This is a genomic window from Actinoplanes sp. HUAS TT8, from assembly GCF_051380535.1.
Taxonomy (GTDB): Bacteria; Actinomycetota; Actinomycetes; order Mycobacteriales; family Micromonosporaceae; genus Actinoplanes.
In genome coordinates, this window is sequence record NZ_CP195646.1 from 7,220,188 (window position 1) to 7,235,318 (window position 15,131).

The window sequence follows — 15,131 nt, forward strand, 5'->3', positions numbered from 1 at the left end:
GACAGCCTACGCGCCACCGTCTCCGCTGCTCGGGGCACCCGGCACGGGTGGAGACCATCACACACTTCAACCGTGTGTCCGCTCACAGCGTATGTGCCTACGGCGTTCGCTGCGCAGACGTTTAGCCCTACTGGATAGGGTCAAGCCGAAAAGGGTTCCACAATCCGCTGCCCGAGGAGCACATCAGACGTGGGTGCCAACGATCCTGCTCTCAACTGGTCCGACCTCGACCGTAAAGCGGTCGACACGGTGCGGGTCCTGGCCATGGATGCCGTCGAGAAGGCCGGCAACGGCCACCCCGGCACGGCCATGAGCCTGGCGCCGGCCGCCTACCTGCTGTTCAACCGCGTGATGCGGCATGACCCGACCGACCCGCACTGGGCCGGGCGCGACCGCTTCGTGCTGTCCTGTGGTCACTCCAGCCTCACCCTCTACATTCAGCTCTTCCTCAGTGGGTACAGCACGTCGCTCGACGACCTGAAGTCGCTGCGCCAGTGGGACTCGCTGACCCCGGGCCACCCGGAGTACGGACACACCCCGGGCGTCGAGATCACGACCGGCCCGCTGGGTCAGGGCATCGGCAACGCGATCGGCATGGCCATGTCGGCCCGCCGGGAGCGCGGCCTGTTCGACCGGGACGCCGCCGCCGGTCAGTCGCCGTTCGACCACCACGTCTACTCGATCGCCTCGGACGGCGACATCGAGGAGGGCGTGAGCCACGAGTCAAGCGCCATCGCCGCGGTGCAGAAGCTCGGCAACCTCACGGTGATCTACGACGACAACCAGATCTCCATCGAGGACGACACCCGGATCGCCAAGTCCGAGGACGTCGGCGCGCGCTACGCCGCGTACGGCTGGCACGTCCAGACGGTCAACTGGAGCGGCTCGGAGCCGTACGTCGAGGACGTCGAGGCTCTCTGGGACGCGATCCAGGCCGCCAAGGCCGTGACCGACAAGCCGTCGTTCATCGTCCTCAAGACGATCATCGGCTGGCCGGCCCCGAAGAAGCAGAACACCGGCAAGATTCACGGCTCGGCGCTGGGCAAGGACGAGATCACCGCGACCAAGGCCCTGCTCGGCTTCGCCGACGAGCCGTTCGCGATCGACGACGAGGTCGTCAAGCACGCCCAGCAGGCCGTCGAGCGCGGCAAGGCCGAGCACGCCGAGTGGCAGAAGGCGTTCGACGCCTGGGCCGCCGGCAACGCCGAGGGCAAGGCGCTCTTCGACCGGCTGGCCACCCGGACCCTGCCCGAGGGCTGGCACAAGGCGCTGCCCGAGTTCCCGGCCGACGAGAAGGGCCTGGCCACCCGCGCCGCCTCCGGCAAGATCCTGAAGGCGCTCGCGCCGGTCCTGCCCGAGCTCTGGGGCGGCTCGGCCGACCTGGCCGAGAGCAACAACACGACCATGGAGGGCGAGCCGTCCTTCATCCCGTCGGAGTACGCGACCAAGGCCTTCCCGGGTAACGAGTACGGCCGCACGCTGCACTTCGGCATCCGTGAGCACGGCATGGGCTCGATCCTGAACGGCATCGCCGTGCACGGCGGCACCCGGCCCTACGGTGGCACCTTCCTGGTCTTCAGCGACTACATGCGCGGTTCGGTGCGGCTCTCCGCGCTGATGAAGCTGCCGGTCACGTTCGTGTGGACGCACGACTCGATCGGTCTCGGCGAGGACGGCCCGACCCACCAGCCGATCGAGACGCTGACCGCGCTGCGCGCGATCGTCGGCCTCGACGTGGTCCGCCCGGCCGACGCCAACGAGACCGCGTGGGCCTGGCGCGGCGCGCTGGAGCACACCGACCGGCCGACCGCGCTGGCGCTGTCCCGGCAGAACCTGCCGACCGTCGACCGGACGAAGTACGCGTCGGCCGAGGGCACCCTCAAGGGCGGCTACGTGCTGTCCGAGGCGTCCACCGGCACCCCGTCGGTGATCCTGATCGCCAGCGGCTCCGAGGTGCAGATCGCGCTGACCGCGCAGGAGCGTCTGGAGGCCGAGGGCACCCCGACCCGGGTCGTCTCGATGCCCTGCCAGGAGTGGTTCTTCCAGCAGGACGTGGCGTACCAGCAGGAGGTCATCCCCAACGGGGTGAAGGCCCGCGTCACGGTCGAGGCCGGCATCCGGATGAGCTGGGACCGCATCCTCGGCGACGCCGGCGAGGCGGTCAGCATCGAGCACTACGGCGCGAGCGCGCCCGCCAAGATCCTTTTCGAGCAGTTCGGTTTCACCGCGGACAACGTCGTGGCGAAGGCCAACGCCTCGCTGGCCAAGGTCGGCGAGATCACCGGTCACAAGACCGGCAACTGACAGGAGTTGAAGGTAATGACCGACAGACTGGCTGAGCTGTCCGCCCAGGGCGTGGCGGTGTGGCTCGACGACCTCTCCCGGGTCCGCCTGACCAGCGGCTCCCTCGACAAGATGCGCCGCGAGCAGCACATGGTCGGGGTCACCACGAACCCGAGCATCTTCCAGAAGGCGCTGTCCGACGCGGACGCCTACGACGAGCAGCTGCGTGACCTGGCCGCTCAGCGCGTGACCGTCGAGGAGGCGGTCCGCCTGATGACCGCGGCCGACGTGCGCGCGGCATCCGACGTGCTGCGGCCGGCCTACGACGCCTCCGACGGCGTCGACGGCCGGGTCTCCATCGAGGTGGACCCGCGCAAGGCGCACGAGACCGAGTCGACCGTCGCCGAGGCGAAGACGCTGTGGTGGCTCGTGGACCGGCCGAACCTGTACATCAAGATCCCGGCGACCCTGGCCGGCCTGCCCGCGATCACGAAGACCCTCGCGGCCGGCATCAGCGTCAACGTCACGCTGATCTTCTCGCTGGAGCGCTACCGGGCGGTCATGGACGCGTTCCTGACCGGTCTGGAGCAGGCCAAGGCGAACGGGCACGACCTGTCCAAGATCGGCTCGGTCGCGTCGTTCTTCGTCTCCCGGGTCGACTCCGAGGTGGACAAGCGCCTCGACAAGATCGGCAGCGACGAGGCCAAGGGGCTCAAGGGCAAGGCCGCGATCGCCAACGCGCGGCTGGCCTACGAGGCGTACCAGGAGGTCTTCGGCACCGACCGCTGGAAGGCGCTGGCCTCGGCCGGTGCGCACCCGCAGCGGCCGCTGTGGGCCTCCACGTCCACCAAGAGCCCCGACTTCCGCGACACGATCTACGTCGAGGAACTGATCGCGCCCGGCACGGTGAACACTATGCCGGAGTCGGTCATCGTGGCCTACGCCGACCACGGCGAGACCAAGGGTGACACCGTCACCGGCAACTACGGCGACGCCAAGAAGGTCTTCGCCGACCTCGCCTCGGTCGGCGTCGACTTCGACGACGTCGTGAAGGTCCTCGAGGACGAGGGCGTCGAGAAGTTCGAGTCGGCCTGGAAAGACCTGCTGGAGGGCGTCACCAAGTCGCTGAAGGCGGCCGAGGCCGGCGCCGCGAACCCGAGCGACGCGGCTTAGTAACAACGTCGTGCGGCCTGTCGTGGAACACTTCGCGACAGGCCGCTCCGTTCGCGAAAAACTGGCAGGATGGCAACGTGGGTAATCCGCTGCGCACCGCACAGGACCGACGTCTACCGCGGATTCCGGAGCCCTGCGCTCTGGTGATCTTCGGGGTCACCGGTGACCTGTCCCGTAAGAAGCTCATCCCGGCCGTGTACGACCTGGCCAACCGCGGTCTGCTGCCCCCCGGTTTCGTCGTGGTGGGCTTCGCGCGCGCTGACTGGGGCGACGGCGATTTCGAGACGCTGGCCTACAACGCCGCCAAGAAGGGCGCCCGCACGCCGTGGCGTGAGGACGTCTGGCAGCGACTGTCGAGCCAGTTCCAGTTCGTTCCGGGTTCGTTCGACAACGACGAGGACTTCGACAAACTCTCCGAGACTCTGGACACGCTCCGCGAGCGCAACGGGATCACGGGCAACACCGCTTTCTACTTCTCCATCCCGCCGGCCGCGTTCCCGCTGGTGCTCAACCAGCTCAACCGCACCGGCCTCGCCGACAACGCGAAGCTCGGCGGCTGGCGCCGGGTGGTGGTCGAGAAGCCGTTCGGCAACGACCTGGCCACCGCCGTCGCGCTGAACCAGCTCGTCGACGACGTGTTCAACCCGGCCGACGTCTACCGGATCGACCACTACCTGGGCAAGGAGACGGTCCAGAACATTCTGGCCCTGCGCTTCGCCAACAGCCTGTTCGAGCCGGTGTGGAACTCCAAGTACGTCGACTCGGTGCAGATCACCATGGCCGAGGACGTCGGCATCGGCACCCGGGCGGCGTTCTACGACGCGTCCGGCGCCGCCCGCGACGTGCTGCAGAACCACCTGCTCCAGCTGCTCGCACTGGTCGGCATGGAGGAGCCCACGAGCTTCGACCCGCAGGAGGTGCGGGCCGAGAAGCTCAAGGTGCTCAAGGCGATCAGCCTGCCGGCCGACATCACCAAGGGCTCGGTCCGCGGGCAGTACCTTCCGGGCTGGGTCGCCGGTGAGCGCGCCCCGGGCTATCTCGAGGAGAAGAACATCCCGGCCGATTCGAAGACCGAGACGTACGTCGCGGTCCGTCTCGGCATCCAGAACCGGCGCTGGGCGGGCGTTCCGTTCTACGTCCGGGTCGGCAAGCGCATGCCGCGCCGGGTCACCGAGATCGCGATCCTGTTCAAGAAGGCCCCGCACCTGCCGTTCGATCCGGCCGACGTGGAGATGCTGGGTCACAACCAGCTGGTCATCCGGGTTCAGCCGGACGAGGGTGTCGTTCTCAAATTCGGATCCAAGGTTCCCGGTACGGCCATGGAGGTCCGCGACATCGCGATGGACTTCCAGTACGGCGAGGCCTTCACCGAGTCCAGCCCGGAGGCGTACGAACGTCTCGTGCTGGACGTCCTGATCGGCGACCGGACGCTGTTCCCGGACGCGGCCGAGGTCGAGCAGTCCTGGCGGGTCATCGACCCGCTGGAGGCGGCCTGGGCCGGCACCACCCCGGACCCCTACCGCTCCGGCGAGTGGGGCCCGCGGGCGTCCGACGAAATGCTGGAGAGCGAAGGCCGCGCCTGGAGGCGAGCATGATCGGGCTGTGGGACACCACCGGTAACGAGGTCGTCAAGGCCCTCACCGCGGAACGTCGCAGTGCCGGGGGCGTCGCCTCCGGGCTGGCGCTCACCCTGATCGCGGTGGTCGAGGAGAAGAAGGTCCGGGAGGCCGAGGCGGCCGCGACGATCGCCGCCGCGGCCCACCCGTGCCGGGTGCTGATCGTGGTCCGCTCCGATCTGGACGGCCGCAGCCGCCTGGACGCGGAGATCGTCGTCGGCGGCCGGCTGGGCCCGGCCGAGGCGGTCGTCATGCGGATGTACGGACGTCTGGCCCTGCACGCCGAGTCGGTCGTCATCCCGCTGCTCGCCCCGGACGTCCCGGTGGTCACCTGGTGGCACGAGGAGCCGCCGAACATGATCGCCAACGACTTCCTGGGCGTCATCTCGGACCGCCGGATCACCGACAGCGCACAGTCCCCCGACCCGGTGGCCGCGCTGCGGCAGCGGGCGGTCGACTACGCGCCCGGCGACACCGACCTCACCTGGACCCGGATCACACTGTGGCGGACCCTGGTGGCCGGTGCCTTCGACACCACCGAGGCGCGGGTGACCGGCGCGAAGATCGTGGCGCCGGAGAAGGACCCGACCGCCTGGCTGATGCTGGGCTGGCTCAAGTCCCGCCTCGGCATCGAGCCGGTGCTGGAGCACACCGACCGCTCCCCGCGGATGCACTCGGTCGAGCTCCAGTGCGAGAACGGCGACACCGTCCGGGTCACCCGGGAAGAGGGCACCGCCCTGTTCAGCCGGAGCGGCCAGGAGGACCGGTACATGCCGCTGCCCAAGCGGCCGGTCGGGGACGAGCTCGCCGAGGAGCTGCGCCGGCTCGACGCCGACCAGATCTACTCGGAGGCGCTGGGCGCCATGGCCGGGGTGTCCGGTCTGGACCACCGCCCGCCGATGCGCGTGCACGTCTGGAAGGACCCGGCGCTGGCGGCCCGGGCGGCCAGCCCGACCGACGCGATGGCCGGCTGATCACACGTTTCGATACAGAAGGGCCGTCCGCCACCGGCGGACGGCCCTTTCGGCCAAAGGAGACCAACTTGAGTGAGACCGTTGTCGTGGTGGTTCCGGACGCCGACATCCTGGCGTCCACGGTGGCGGCCCGGCTCGTCATCCGGATCATCGACGCGCAGGCGGTGCACGGCACGGCCAGTGTGGTGCTGACCGGCGGCCGGGTGGCCGCCAAGGTGCTGCGCCAGCTGCGTGAGCTGCCGGCCGCCGCCGCGATCGACTGGTCCCGGGTGGACCTGTGGTGGGGCGACGAGCGGTTCCTGCCGTCCGGCGACCCGGACCGCAACGAGACCCAGGCCCGCGAGGCCGTCCTGGACGCGCTGCCGCTGGACCCGGCCCGGGTGCACGCGATGCCGGCCACCGACGGGCCGGACGGCGACGACGCGGACGCGGCCGCCGCGCGCTACTCGGCCGAGCTGACCGCGGCCGGGATCCGCTTCGACGTGCTGATGCTCGGCGTCGGCGAGGACGGGCACGTGGCGTCGCTCTTCCCGGGGCATCCGGTGCTGGAGAAGACCGGGGTGGCGGTGGCCACGTACGACAGCCCGAAGCCGCCGCCGACCCGGATCACGCTGACCCTGGCGACCATCCGCCACGCCGACGAGGTGTGGCTGGTGGCGGCCGGTCCGGACAAGGCCGAGCCGATCGGCACGGTGCTCCGGGGCGGGGACCTTCCGGCGGCGCAGGCCACAGGCGTACGCAGAACGCTGTTTCTTCTTGATGAGGCGGCGGCCTCGAAGCGCTAGGTCCGCGACGAGATCTGCTGGACGGCCCAGCTGTTGCCGTCCGGGTCGCTGAAGAACACGAACCCGACGTTGTCCAGCGGGTCCGGGGTCGGCGTCGGGTTCTCCCCCAGCGTGGTCACCTCGCTGACGTCGACCCCGCGGGACACCAGCTCGTCGTGGGCCGCCTTGATGTCGCGCACGACGAGCTGCAGGCCCTTGAGCGAGCCGGGTGGCATGTCGGGCACCGCGCCCCGGCCGATCACGATCGAGCAGCCGCTGCCCGGCGGGGTCAGCTGCACGATCCGGACCTGGTCGCCGAACGCGGTGTCGTGGTCGACGTGGAAGCCGAGCTGCTCGGAGTAGAACCGCTTGGCCCGGTCGATGTCGGTGACCGGGACCACGACCACCTCAAGAGTCCAGTTCATTGGCACCATGCTGCCATCCGTAGACTTCGGTGGGTGCCAGTTGCGATACGTCCCTACCGATCGAGCGACCTCGACACCATCTACGACATCTGCGTCCGCACCGGCGACGCGGGTCAGGACGCCCGGGGCAAGTACAGCTCGGACCGCCTGCTCGGTGACATCTGGGCCGCGCCCTACGTGATCCTGGAGCCCGAGCACGCGCACGTGCTGGACGACGGGACGGGACGCGCGGTCGGTTACGTCATCGGCACCGCCGACACCGCGAAGTTCGTCGAGCGTTATCGCGCCGAGTGGCTGCCGGCCACCGCGGACCGGCTGGTCGACGGCGACCCGCGCGACGAGGAGATGCTGGATCTGCACCGGCGCCCGGAGCGCATGCTGCACCCGGATCTGGCCGATCACCCGGCCCACCTGCACATCGACCTGCTGCCCGAGTGGCAGGGCAAGGGTCAGGGGCGCCGGCTGATGGCGGCGTTCCTGGGCGGGCTGCGGGCGGCCGGCGTGTCCCGGGTGCACCTGGGCATGGCGCCGTCGAATCGCGGCGCCTACGCCTTCTACCACCGGCTGGGCTTCCGGGACCTTCCGCTCACGGACGAGCCCGGCGCCCTCTACCTCGTCCGGGACACCGGCCCGCTCTGATCCACCGCCGGCTTCCGGCCGACATTCACGATCAAGATCAAACGCCTGCTTCGGTACGGCGGGAAGCGGTCCTCCTGCGGGCGGGACGGCTCACCGCCGTACCGGAAAAGCAATTGCCTTGAGCGTGAGCGAAAGGCGCACCTGGACCAGAGGTCAGGCCCGGCCGCGGCGCTGGCGCAGCTTGGCCAGCGCCTCCTCCAGGATGGCCGCCCCGTCCTCCTCCGAGCGCCGTTCCTTCACGTAGGCCAGGTGCGACTTGTACGGCTCGGCCCGCAGGCGTCCGGGCGGGGCCTGCTGGTCGAGCCCGGCCGGCTGCCCGCAGCGGGGGCAATCCCAGGTATCCGGGGCCGGGGCCTCGGCGGCGAACCAGATCCGGCTGTCGTGGCCGGCGGCGCAGAAATAGTTCACCTGCCGGCGGGGGGCGGGTTCGGTGCGCTCGTCGGGGCGCATCGGGCTGGATCCGACGCGGCTGCCACGGATAGCGCTGCCACTGGACACGGACGTCACTCCTGTCACATGGGAGAAGAAGCTGGGGAGCCCAAGATCAAAACGGACACGGAAAACAAAAGCCGCACGGCCGGTTAAACCGGCCGCGCGGCAGATTCTACGACTCTACCCGCGGGTCAGGAAGCCACGGCGAGTTTCAGCCACAGGCCGAGCCCGATGATGCTGGCGAACCAGATCACGCCCACCAGCACCGTGTAACGGTCCAGGTTCTTCTCCGCGACCGACGAGCCGGCCAGGCTGGACGTCACACCGCCGCCGAACATGCTGGACATGCCGCCGCCCTTGCCCCGGTGCAGCAGGATCAGCAGGGTCAGGATGATGCTGGTGATGATCAGCAACACGATCAACGTGTACGCGAACGCGATCGGCATGGTCGGGTTCATTCCTCTCGAAGGGCACAGCAGCGGTCCCACAATAGCGGGTGCCCGGCCGTTTACCACGGCCGGGCACGCGCGTCGTCATCGTTCAGCGAGCGACGTGCTCCGGGAAGCGCACGATGGCCGCGAAGCCCTCGGCGTCCAGGCTCGCTCCGCCGACCAGGGCGCCGTCGACATCCGGCTGCGCCATGATCTGCGCGATGTTGTTCGCCTTGACCGATCCACCGTACTGAATGCGGACGGCCTCGGCGACCTCGCTGCCGTACTTCTCGACCAGCCGGGCACGGATCGCTCCGCACACCTCCTGGGCGTCGTCCGGCGTCGCGGTCTTGCCGGTCCCGATCGCCCAGACCGGCTCGTACGCGATCACGATCTGCTTGATCTGGTCTTCCTTGAGGCCGTCGAGGCCGGCGTCGACCTGCGCGGTGCAGTGCGCCACGTGGCCCGACTCCTCGCGGACGGGCAGGCCCTCGCCCACGCAGAAGATCGGGGTCAGGCCGGCCGCGAAGGCCGCCTTGATCTTCGCGTTGATCAGCTCGTCGGTCTCGTTGTGGTACTCGCGGCGCTCGGAGTGCCCGATCGCCACGTACGTGCAGCCGAGCTTCGCCAGCATCGAGCCGGCGATCTCGCCGGTGTACGCGCCGGAGACGTGCTGCGAGACGTCCTGGGCCCCGTACTTGATCGCGAGCTTGTCGCCCTCGATCGCGGTCTGCACGGTGCGCAGGTCGGTGAACGGCGGCAGGACCACCGTCTCCACCGCCTCCAGCTGAGCGGCGTTCAGGCTCGCGGCCAGCTTCTGGACCAGCAGATTCGCCTCGTAGTGGTTGAGGTTCATCTTCCAGTTACCGGCGATGATCGGCTTGCGGGTCACGTCACCCATCACTTCTCCAGGGCGGCGACGCCCGGCAGCGTCTTGCCTTCGAGGTACTCCAGGGACGCGCCCCCGCCGGTGGAGATGTGGCCGAACGCGGTTTCGTCCAGGCCGAGCGTGCGGACCGCCGCGGCCGAGTCGCCGCCGCCGACGACCGAGAAGCCGTCGATCTTGGTGATCGCCTCGGCGACGCCACGGGTACCCGCGGCGAACGGGGCGAGCTCGAAGACGCCCATCGGGCCGTTCCAGAACACGGTCTTCGCACCGGCGATCGCCGACGCGAACAGCTCCGTGGACTTCGGACCGATGTCGAGACCGAGCCGGTCGGCCGGGATGTCCGAGGCCGCGACCACGTCGTGCTGCGCGTCCGCGGAGAACTCCGTGGCCGCCACGACGTCGACGGGCAGGACGATCCGGCCCTGCGCCTGCTCCAGCAGGTCGGCGCAGACGGAGATCATCTCGGTCTCGAGGAGGGACTTGCCCACCTCGTGCCCCTGCGCCTTGAGGAACGTGAAGCACATCCCGCCACCGACGAGAAGCTTGTCCACCTTCGGCAGCAGCGCCTGGATGACGGCGAGCTTGTCGGAGACCTTGGAGCCGCCGAGAACGACGACGTAGGGCTGCTCCGGGCTCTCCGACACCTTCTTGAGAACCTCGACCTCCTTGAGAACGAGGCCACCGGCGTAGTGCGGGAGACGGGCCGGGACGTCGTACACCGAGGCGTGCTTCCGGTGCACCGCACCGAACGCGTCATCGACGTAGAAGTCGGCAAATTTCGCCAATTCGTCGGCGAAAGCGCCACGAACCGCGTCGTCCTTCGAGGTCTCACCCTCGTTGAACCGCAGGTTCTCCAGGAGCAGGACCTGGCCGTCGGTCAGCGCCGCGACCTTGGCCTGCGCGTCAGCGCCGACGGTGTCGTCGGCGAAGACGACCTCGGAGCCCAGCAGCTCCCCCAGTCGCGTGGCGACCGGCGCGAGCGTGAACTTCGGGTCCGGCGCGCCCTTCGGACGGCCCAGGTGGGACGCCACGATGACCTTGGCGCCCGCGTCACGCAGGGCGATCAGCGTCGGCAGGACCGCGCGGGCGCGGCCGTCGTCGCTGATGACACCCGGGTTTGCCTTGTCGAAAGGGACGTTCAGGTCGGCGCGCACGAAGACGCGCCGACCCGAGACACCCTCGCCGAGCAGGTCGTCGAGAGTCTTCAAGATCAGGCTCCGACGAGCTGAACCAGGTTGACGAGACGGTTCGAGTAACCCCACTCGTTGTCGTACCAGCCGACGACCTTGACCTGGTTGCCGCCGATGACCTTGGTCAGGCCGGCGTCGAAGATGCAGGAGGCCGGGTCGGTGACGATGTCCGACGACACGATCGGGTCCTCGGTGTAGACCAGGATGCCCTTGAGCGCGCCCTCGGAGGCGGCCTTGATCGCGGCGTTGACCTCGTCGACCGTGGTGTCACGGGCGGCGGTGAAGGTCAGGTCGGTGGCCGAGCCGGTCGGGATCGGCACGCGCAGCGCGAAGCCGTCCAGCTTGCCCTTCAGCTCCGGGAGCACCAGGCTGACGGCCTTGGCGGCGCCGGTCGAGGTGGGCACGATGTTCAGCGCGGCGGCGCGGGCGCGGCGCAGGTCGCTGTGCGGGCCGTCCTGCAGGTTCTGGTCCTGGGTGTACGCGTGGATCGTGGTCATCAGACCCTTTTCGATCCCGATCGTGTCGTTCAGGACCTTCGCCATCGGGGCGAGGCAGTTCGTGGTGCAGGACGCGTTCGAGATGATGGTGTGCTTGGCGGCGTCGTACAGACCGTCGTTGACACCCATCACGATCGTGATGTCCTCGTTCTTGGCCGGAGCCGAGATGATGACCTTCTTGGCGCCCTTGTCGACGTGCGCCTTGGCCTTGCTGGCGTCGGTGAAGAAGCCGGTCGACTCGATGACGACGTCGGCACCCAGGTCGCCCCAGGGCAGGTTGTTCGGGTCGCGCTCGGCGAACGCCTTGAAGGTGTTGCCACCGACGGTGATCTCGTCGGCGGTGGCCTTCACCTCGTGCGGCAGGCGGCCCAGGATGCTGTCGTACTTCAGCAGGTGGGCAAGAGTGGCGTTGTCGGTCAGGTCGTTCACGCCGACGATCTGGATGTCGGCCCCGGAGGCGAGCGCCGCCCGGAAGAAGTTACGACCGATACGGCCGAAGCCGTTGATGCCAACCCGGATGGTCACAGGTGGTCTCCTCGTTTCGGTCCGCCGGATTCTGCGACCGGCGGAGGATCTCGTGCGGGCCACCTGGAGGGGCCAGCACTGGGGCGTCCGGCCGCCGCGCCCGAAGGCGGCGTTCACAAACGGGGGTTCGGCCGAACTGCCGGCACCGTCGCCGTCATCAGTGACCCTAGCCGAGCCCCCCGCCCCCGGACGCAGCGGGGCGCGACCTGAACGTTATCTAAACCAGCACAGGAAATCCGGGCCGAAAGACCCGGAAATCACCGATCCAAAACCTTTGATGGTACGGCCGGAGATCGTGACCGATATCACCTAACAGGCCATCATCTCCGGAGTGACGGCGGCCTCCGTATCCGGGATTCCGAGGTCCCGAGCGCGCTTGTCGGCGAGCGCCAGAAGCCGCCGGATCCGCCCCGCGATCGCGTCCTTGGTGAGCGGCGGATCGGCCAGCGCACCCAGCTCTTCGAGCGAGGCCTGCCGGTGCTCCAGCCGCAGCCGCCCGGCCGAGGTCAGGTGGTTCGGCGCGTCGTCGGCCAGGATCTCCAGGGCCCGGGTGACCCGGGCCGCGGCGGCCACCGCCGCGCGGGCCGAACGCCGCAGGTTCGCGTCGTCGAAGTTGGCCAGCCGGTTCGCCGTGGCCCGCACCTCGCGGCGCACCCGGCGCTCCTCCCAGGCCAGCACGCTGGAGTGCGCCCCGATCCGGGTGAGCAGGGCGGCGATCGCGTCGCCGTCCTTGATCACCACCCGGTCGACCCCGCGGACCTCGCGTTCCTTGGCCGTGATGCCGATCCGCCGGGCCGCGCCGCGCAGTGCCAGCGCCGCCTCCGGCCCCGGGCAGGTGATCTCCAGCGCGCTGGAGCGCCCGGGCTCGGTGAGCGAGCCGTGGGCCATGAACGCGCCCCGCCACGCGGCCACCGCACAGCAGACGTTGGCCGACACGACGTGCGGCGGGAGCCCGCGAACGGGCCGGCCGCGCACGTCGAGCAGGCCGGTCTGCCGGGCCAGGGCCTCGCCGTCCTTGACGATCCGGACGATGTAGTGGCTGCCCTTGCGCAGGCCGCCGGAGGCCAGGACGTGCACCTCGCTGGGGTAGCCGTAGACATCGGCGATCTCCCGGCGCAGCCGGCGCGCCACCGCGCCGGTGTCCAGCTCGGCCTCGACGACCACCCGGCCGGAGACGATGTGCAGCCCGCCGGCGAACCGGAGCAGGGACGCCATCTCCGCCCGCCGACAGCAGGGCTTGGGCACGTCGACCCGGCTCAGCTCGTCTTTGACCGCTGCCGTCATCGCCATCGTGTTGTCACCTCATGCGCCGGATCATGGACAATGTGTGCCGCACCTACGCCAGTACTTAACGAGCGGCGCCCAATACTGGCACCAGTGCAACACCCAGTGCCTCAGGATCATGCCGTGGGCTTCCGTCCGCAACGGCCACGGGTGCCAATACGAGATCGGCCCCCATCTGTAGCGCGGCGGCCCGTACCGGTTCGGGTTCGCCTGTCCATTTCAGGTCGGCCAGCACCGCGTCCACCCGCAACTCGGGCAGATAACGGTGCAGGGTCCCGAGGTGCTCGGCCGCCGACAGCCCCTGGGTCTCCTTGTCGGCCCCCAGGTTCAGCGTGATCAGCCGCCGGGCCGGACTGGCCACGATCGCCCGGGCCAGACCGGGCACCAGCAGGTGCGGCAGCACGCTGGTGTACCAGCTGCCCGGCCCGAAGATCAGCCAGTCGGCCGCGTGGACCGCCTCGACCGCCTGCGGGCAGGCCGGCGGGTCGGCCGGTTCCAGCCGCAGCGACTCCACCCGGCCGTCGCAGACCGCCACCGAGTGCTGGCCACGGATCGTGGTGCTCTCCCCCTCGGGGCCGGTCACGTCGGCCTCGATGCCGACCGCGTGCAGGGCCATCGGCAGCACCCGGCCGTGCGCGCCGACCATCGCGGCCGCGTGGTCGAGCGCCAGCACCGGGTCGCCCAGCATCTCCATCAGCCCGAGCAGCAGCAGGTTGCCGACGGTGTGCCCGGCCAGGGTGTCCTTGCTGCGGTCGGCCCGGCGCTCCAGCCGGGGCCCGCGGACCACCGGCGGCAGCGGGCTGACGCCGGGCTCGTGCATGGCCACGAACCGGTGCTGCATCATCCGGGCGGTGAGCTGCGCGGTCGGGTGCGCGTCGGCCAGCGCCGCGAGGGCCTGCCGCAGGTCACCCGGGGGCAGCAGGGCGTCCCGCTCGACCCGCAGACGGCCGCTGGAGCCGCCGTCGTCGCCCACCGTGACGATCGCCGTGATGTCCAGCTCCAGCTCGCGCGCGGTGTGGCGCAGCGCCCGCAGCGAGGCCCCGAGCCCGTGCCCGCCGCCGAACGCCACGACCCGGATCGGCCGGGCCGGGGCCGTCACTCGCGCCCCAGGTCGCGGTGCGAGGCGTGCGCCGAGAGGCGCATGGCACTCAGCCGCGAAGTCAACTCCTCGGTTATCGCCACGCTCCGGTGTTTGCCACCGGTGCACCCGATCGCCACGGTCAGATAGCGCTTGCCCTCGCGCTCGAAGCCGGGTGCGGTCGCCGCGATCAGCCCGGCGTAGGTCGCCACGAAGTCGGTGGCGCCCTCCTGGCCCAGGACGTAGCTGCTCACGCCCTCCTCCAGGCCGGTGTGCTCGCGCAGCTCGGGCACCCAGAACGGGTTGGGCAGGAACCGCGCGTCGAGCACGTAGTCGGCGTCCGGCGGCAGTCCGTACTTGAAGCCGAAGGACAGCACGGTGATCCGCAGCTTGCGCGCGTCCTCCCCGCCGAACAGCTCCTCGACCCGGCGGCGCAGCTGGTTGACGTTGAGATGACTGGTGTCGATGATCACGTCGGCGTGCTCGCGGGCCTCCTCGAGCAGCTTGCGCTCGGCCGCGATCCCGTCGGCCAGCCGGCCGTCACCCTGCAACGGGTGCGAGCGGCGCACCGACTCGAAACGCCGGATCAGCACCTCGTCGTCGGCGTCGACGAAGACCACGCGCGGCGAGAAGCCGCGCTCCTTGAGGGCGCGCACCGCACCGGCCAGGTCGGTGGAGAACGCGCGGCTGCGCACGTCCAGCACCATCGCGGTACGCCGGGCCGCGCCGCCGGCCGCGAAGGCCAGCTCGGCCATCTCCAGCATCAGCGCCTGCGGCAGATTGTCGACAACGTAGAAACCGACGTTCTCCAGGGCCCGGGCCACCGTGCTGCGGCCACCGCCGGACAACCCGGTGACCACGACCAGGTCGGTGCCGGCCTCGTCCGGGTCGACCACGTCGCCGGGTCCGAACTCGGGCATCGCTTCCGTCA

Annotated in this window: 15 protein-coding genes; 6 read left to right on the top strand and 9 right to left on the bottom strand. The window is 69.9% G+C overall.

Annotation, left to right across the window (positions count from 1 at the left end):
- Positions 1-189 precede the first annotated feature (189 nt).
- The 5 genes from tkt to pgl all read left to right on the top strand — a co-directional run bounded on the left by tkt (position 190) and on the right by pgl (position 6,831).
- Positions 190-2,304, top strand: a complete 2,115-nt coding sequence (gene tkt, locus ACSHV8_RS31895; protein WP_436521762.1) for a transketolase — start codon at positions 190-192, stop codon at positions 2,302-2,304.
- Positions 2,305-2,319: 15 nt separating this feature from the next.
- Positions 2,320-3,456, top strand: coding sequence for a transaldolase (gene tal, locus ACSHV8_RS31900; RefSeq protein WP_436521764.1), 1,137 nt, complete (start codon positions 2,320-2,322; stop codon positions 3,454-3,456).
- 77 nt (positions 3,457-3,533) lie between these two features.
- Positions 3,534-5,051, top strand: coding sequence for a glucose-6-phosphate dehydrogenase (gene zwf / locus ACSHV8_RS31905; RefSeq protein ID WP_436521766.1), 1,518 nt, complete (start codon positions 3,534-3,536; stop codon positions 5,049-5,051).
- Positions 5,048-6,046 carry a glucose-6-phosphate dehydrogenase assembly protein OpcA gene (locus tag ACSHV8_RS31910; RefSeq protein ID WP_436521768.1) on the top strand — a complete coding sequence of 333 codons (999 nt, stop codon included), beginning with the start codon at positions 5,048-5,050 and terminating at the stop codon, positions 6,044-6,046. Before zwf ends, ACSHV8_RS31910 begins: the two co-directional genes overlap by 4 nt.
- A 68-nt stretch (positions 6,047-6,114) precedes the next feature.
- Positions 6,115-6,831: a 6-phosphogluconolactonase gene (gene pgl, locus ACSHV8_RS31915; RefSeq protein ID WP_436521770.1), complete on the top strand. Its 717-nt coding sequence runs from the start codon at positions 6,115-6,117 to the stop codon at positions 6,829-6,831.
- On the opposite strand, the gene ACSHV8_RS31920 is transcribed toward pgl, so the two are convergent.
- A complete protein-coding gene (locus tag ACSHV8_RS31920) occupies positions 6,828-7,235 on the bottom strand; it encodes a VOC family protein (protein ID WP_436521772.1) in 408 nt (135 codons plus the stop codon). The genes pgl and ACSHV8_RS31920 overlap by 4 nt on opposite strands.
- Before the next feature lie 33 nt (positions 7,236-7,268).
- Here ACSHV8_RS31920 and ACSHV8_RS31925 point away from each other — a divergent pair, with 33 nt between their 5' ends.
- Complete coding sequence (locus ACSHV8_RS31925; RefSeq protein WP_436521774.1) at positions 7,269-7,874, top strand: GNAT family N-acetyltransferase; 606 nt, start codon at positions 7,269-7,271, stop codon at positions 7,872-7,874.
- 153 nt (positions 7,875-8,027) lie between these two features.
- Here the strand turns inward: ACSHV8_RS31925 and ACSHV8_RS31930 are convergent, their stop codons facing one another.
- The 8 genes from ACSHV8_RS31930 to rapZ all read right to left on the bottom strand — a co-directional run bounded on the left by ACSHV8_RS31930 (position 8,028) and on the right by rapZ (position 15,120).
- Positions 8,028-8,372, bottom strand: coding sequence for an RNA polymerase-binding protein RbpA (locus ACSHV8_RS31930; protein ID WP_436521776.1), 345 nt, complete (start codon positions 8,370-8,372; stop codon positions 8,028-8,030).
- A 125-nt stretch (positions 8,373-8,497) separates the two neighbouring features.
- Entirely contained in the window at positions 8,498-8,752 is a 255-nt protein-coding gene (gene secG / locus ACSHV8_RS31935; RefSeq protein ID WP_436521778.1) for a preprotein translocase subunit SecG, read from the bottom strand.
- 94 nt (positions 8,753-8,846) lie between these two features.
- Positions 8,847-9,638 (bottom strand): triose-phosphate isomerase, encoded by a 792-nt coding sequence (tpiA, locus tag ACSHV8_RS31940; RefSeq protein ID WP_436521780.1) that lies wholly within the window; start codon positions 9,636-9,638, stop codon positions 8,847-8,849.
- A complete protein-coding gene (locus ACSHV8_RS31945; protein ID WP_436536990.1) occupies positions 9,638-10,840 on the bottom strand; it encodes a phosphoglycerate kinase in 1,203 nt (400 codons plus the stop codon). Before ACSHV8_RS31945 ends, tpiA begins: the two co-directional genes overlap by 1 nt.
- Positions 10,837-11,838, bottom strand: coding sequence for a type I glyceraldehyde-3-phosphate dehydrogenase (gene gap, locus ACSHV8_RS31950; protein WP_436521782.1), 1,002 nt, complete (start codon positions 11,836-11,838; stop codon positions 10,837-10,839). The genes ACSHV8_RS31945 and gap overlap by 4 nt, the downstream gene beginning before the upstream one ends.
- Before the next feature lie 309 nt (positions 11,839-12,147).
- Positions 12,148-13,128 carry a DNA-binding protein WhiA gene (gene whiA / locus ACSHV8_RS31955; RefSeq protein ID WP_203680794.1) on the bottom strand — a complete coding sequence of 327 codons (981 nt, stop codon included), beginning with the start codon at positions 13,126-13,128 and terminating at the stop codon, positions 12,148-12,150.
- Positions 13,129-13,186: 58 nt separating this feature from the next.
- Positions 13,187-14,221 (bottom strand): gluconeogenesis factor YvcK family protein, encoded by a 1,035-nt coding sequence (locus ACSHV8_RS31960; protein ID WP_436521785.1) that lies wholly within the window; start codon positions 14,219-14,221, stop codon positions 13,187-13,189.
- Positions 14,218-15,120 (bottom strand): RNase adapter RapZ, encoded by a 903-nt coding sequence (gene rapZ / locus ACSHV8_RS31965; protein WP_436536992.1) that lies wholly within the window; start codon positions 15,118-15,120, stop codon positions 14,218-14,220. Before rapZ ends, ACSHV8_RS31960 begins: the two co-directional genes overlap by 4 nt.
- Positions 15,121-15,131 lie beyond the last annotated feature (11 nt).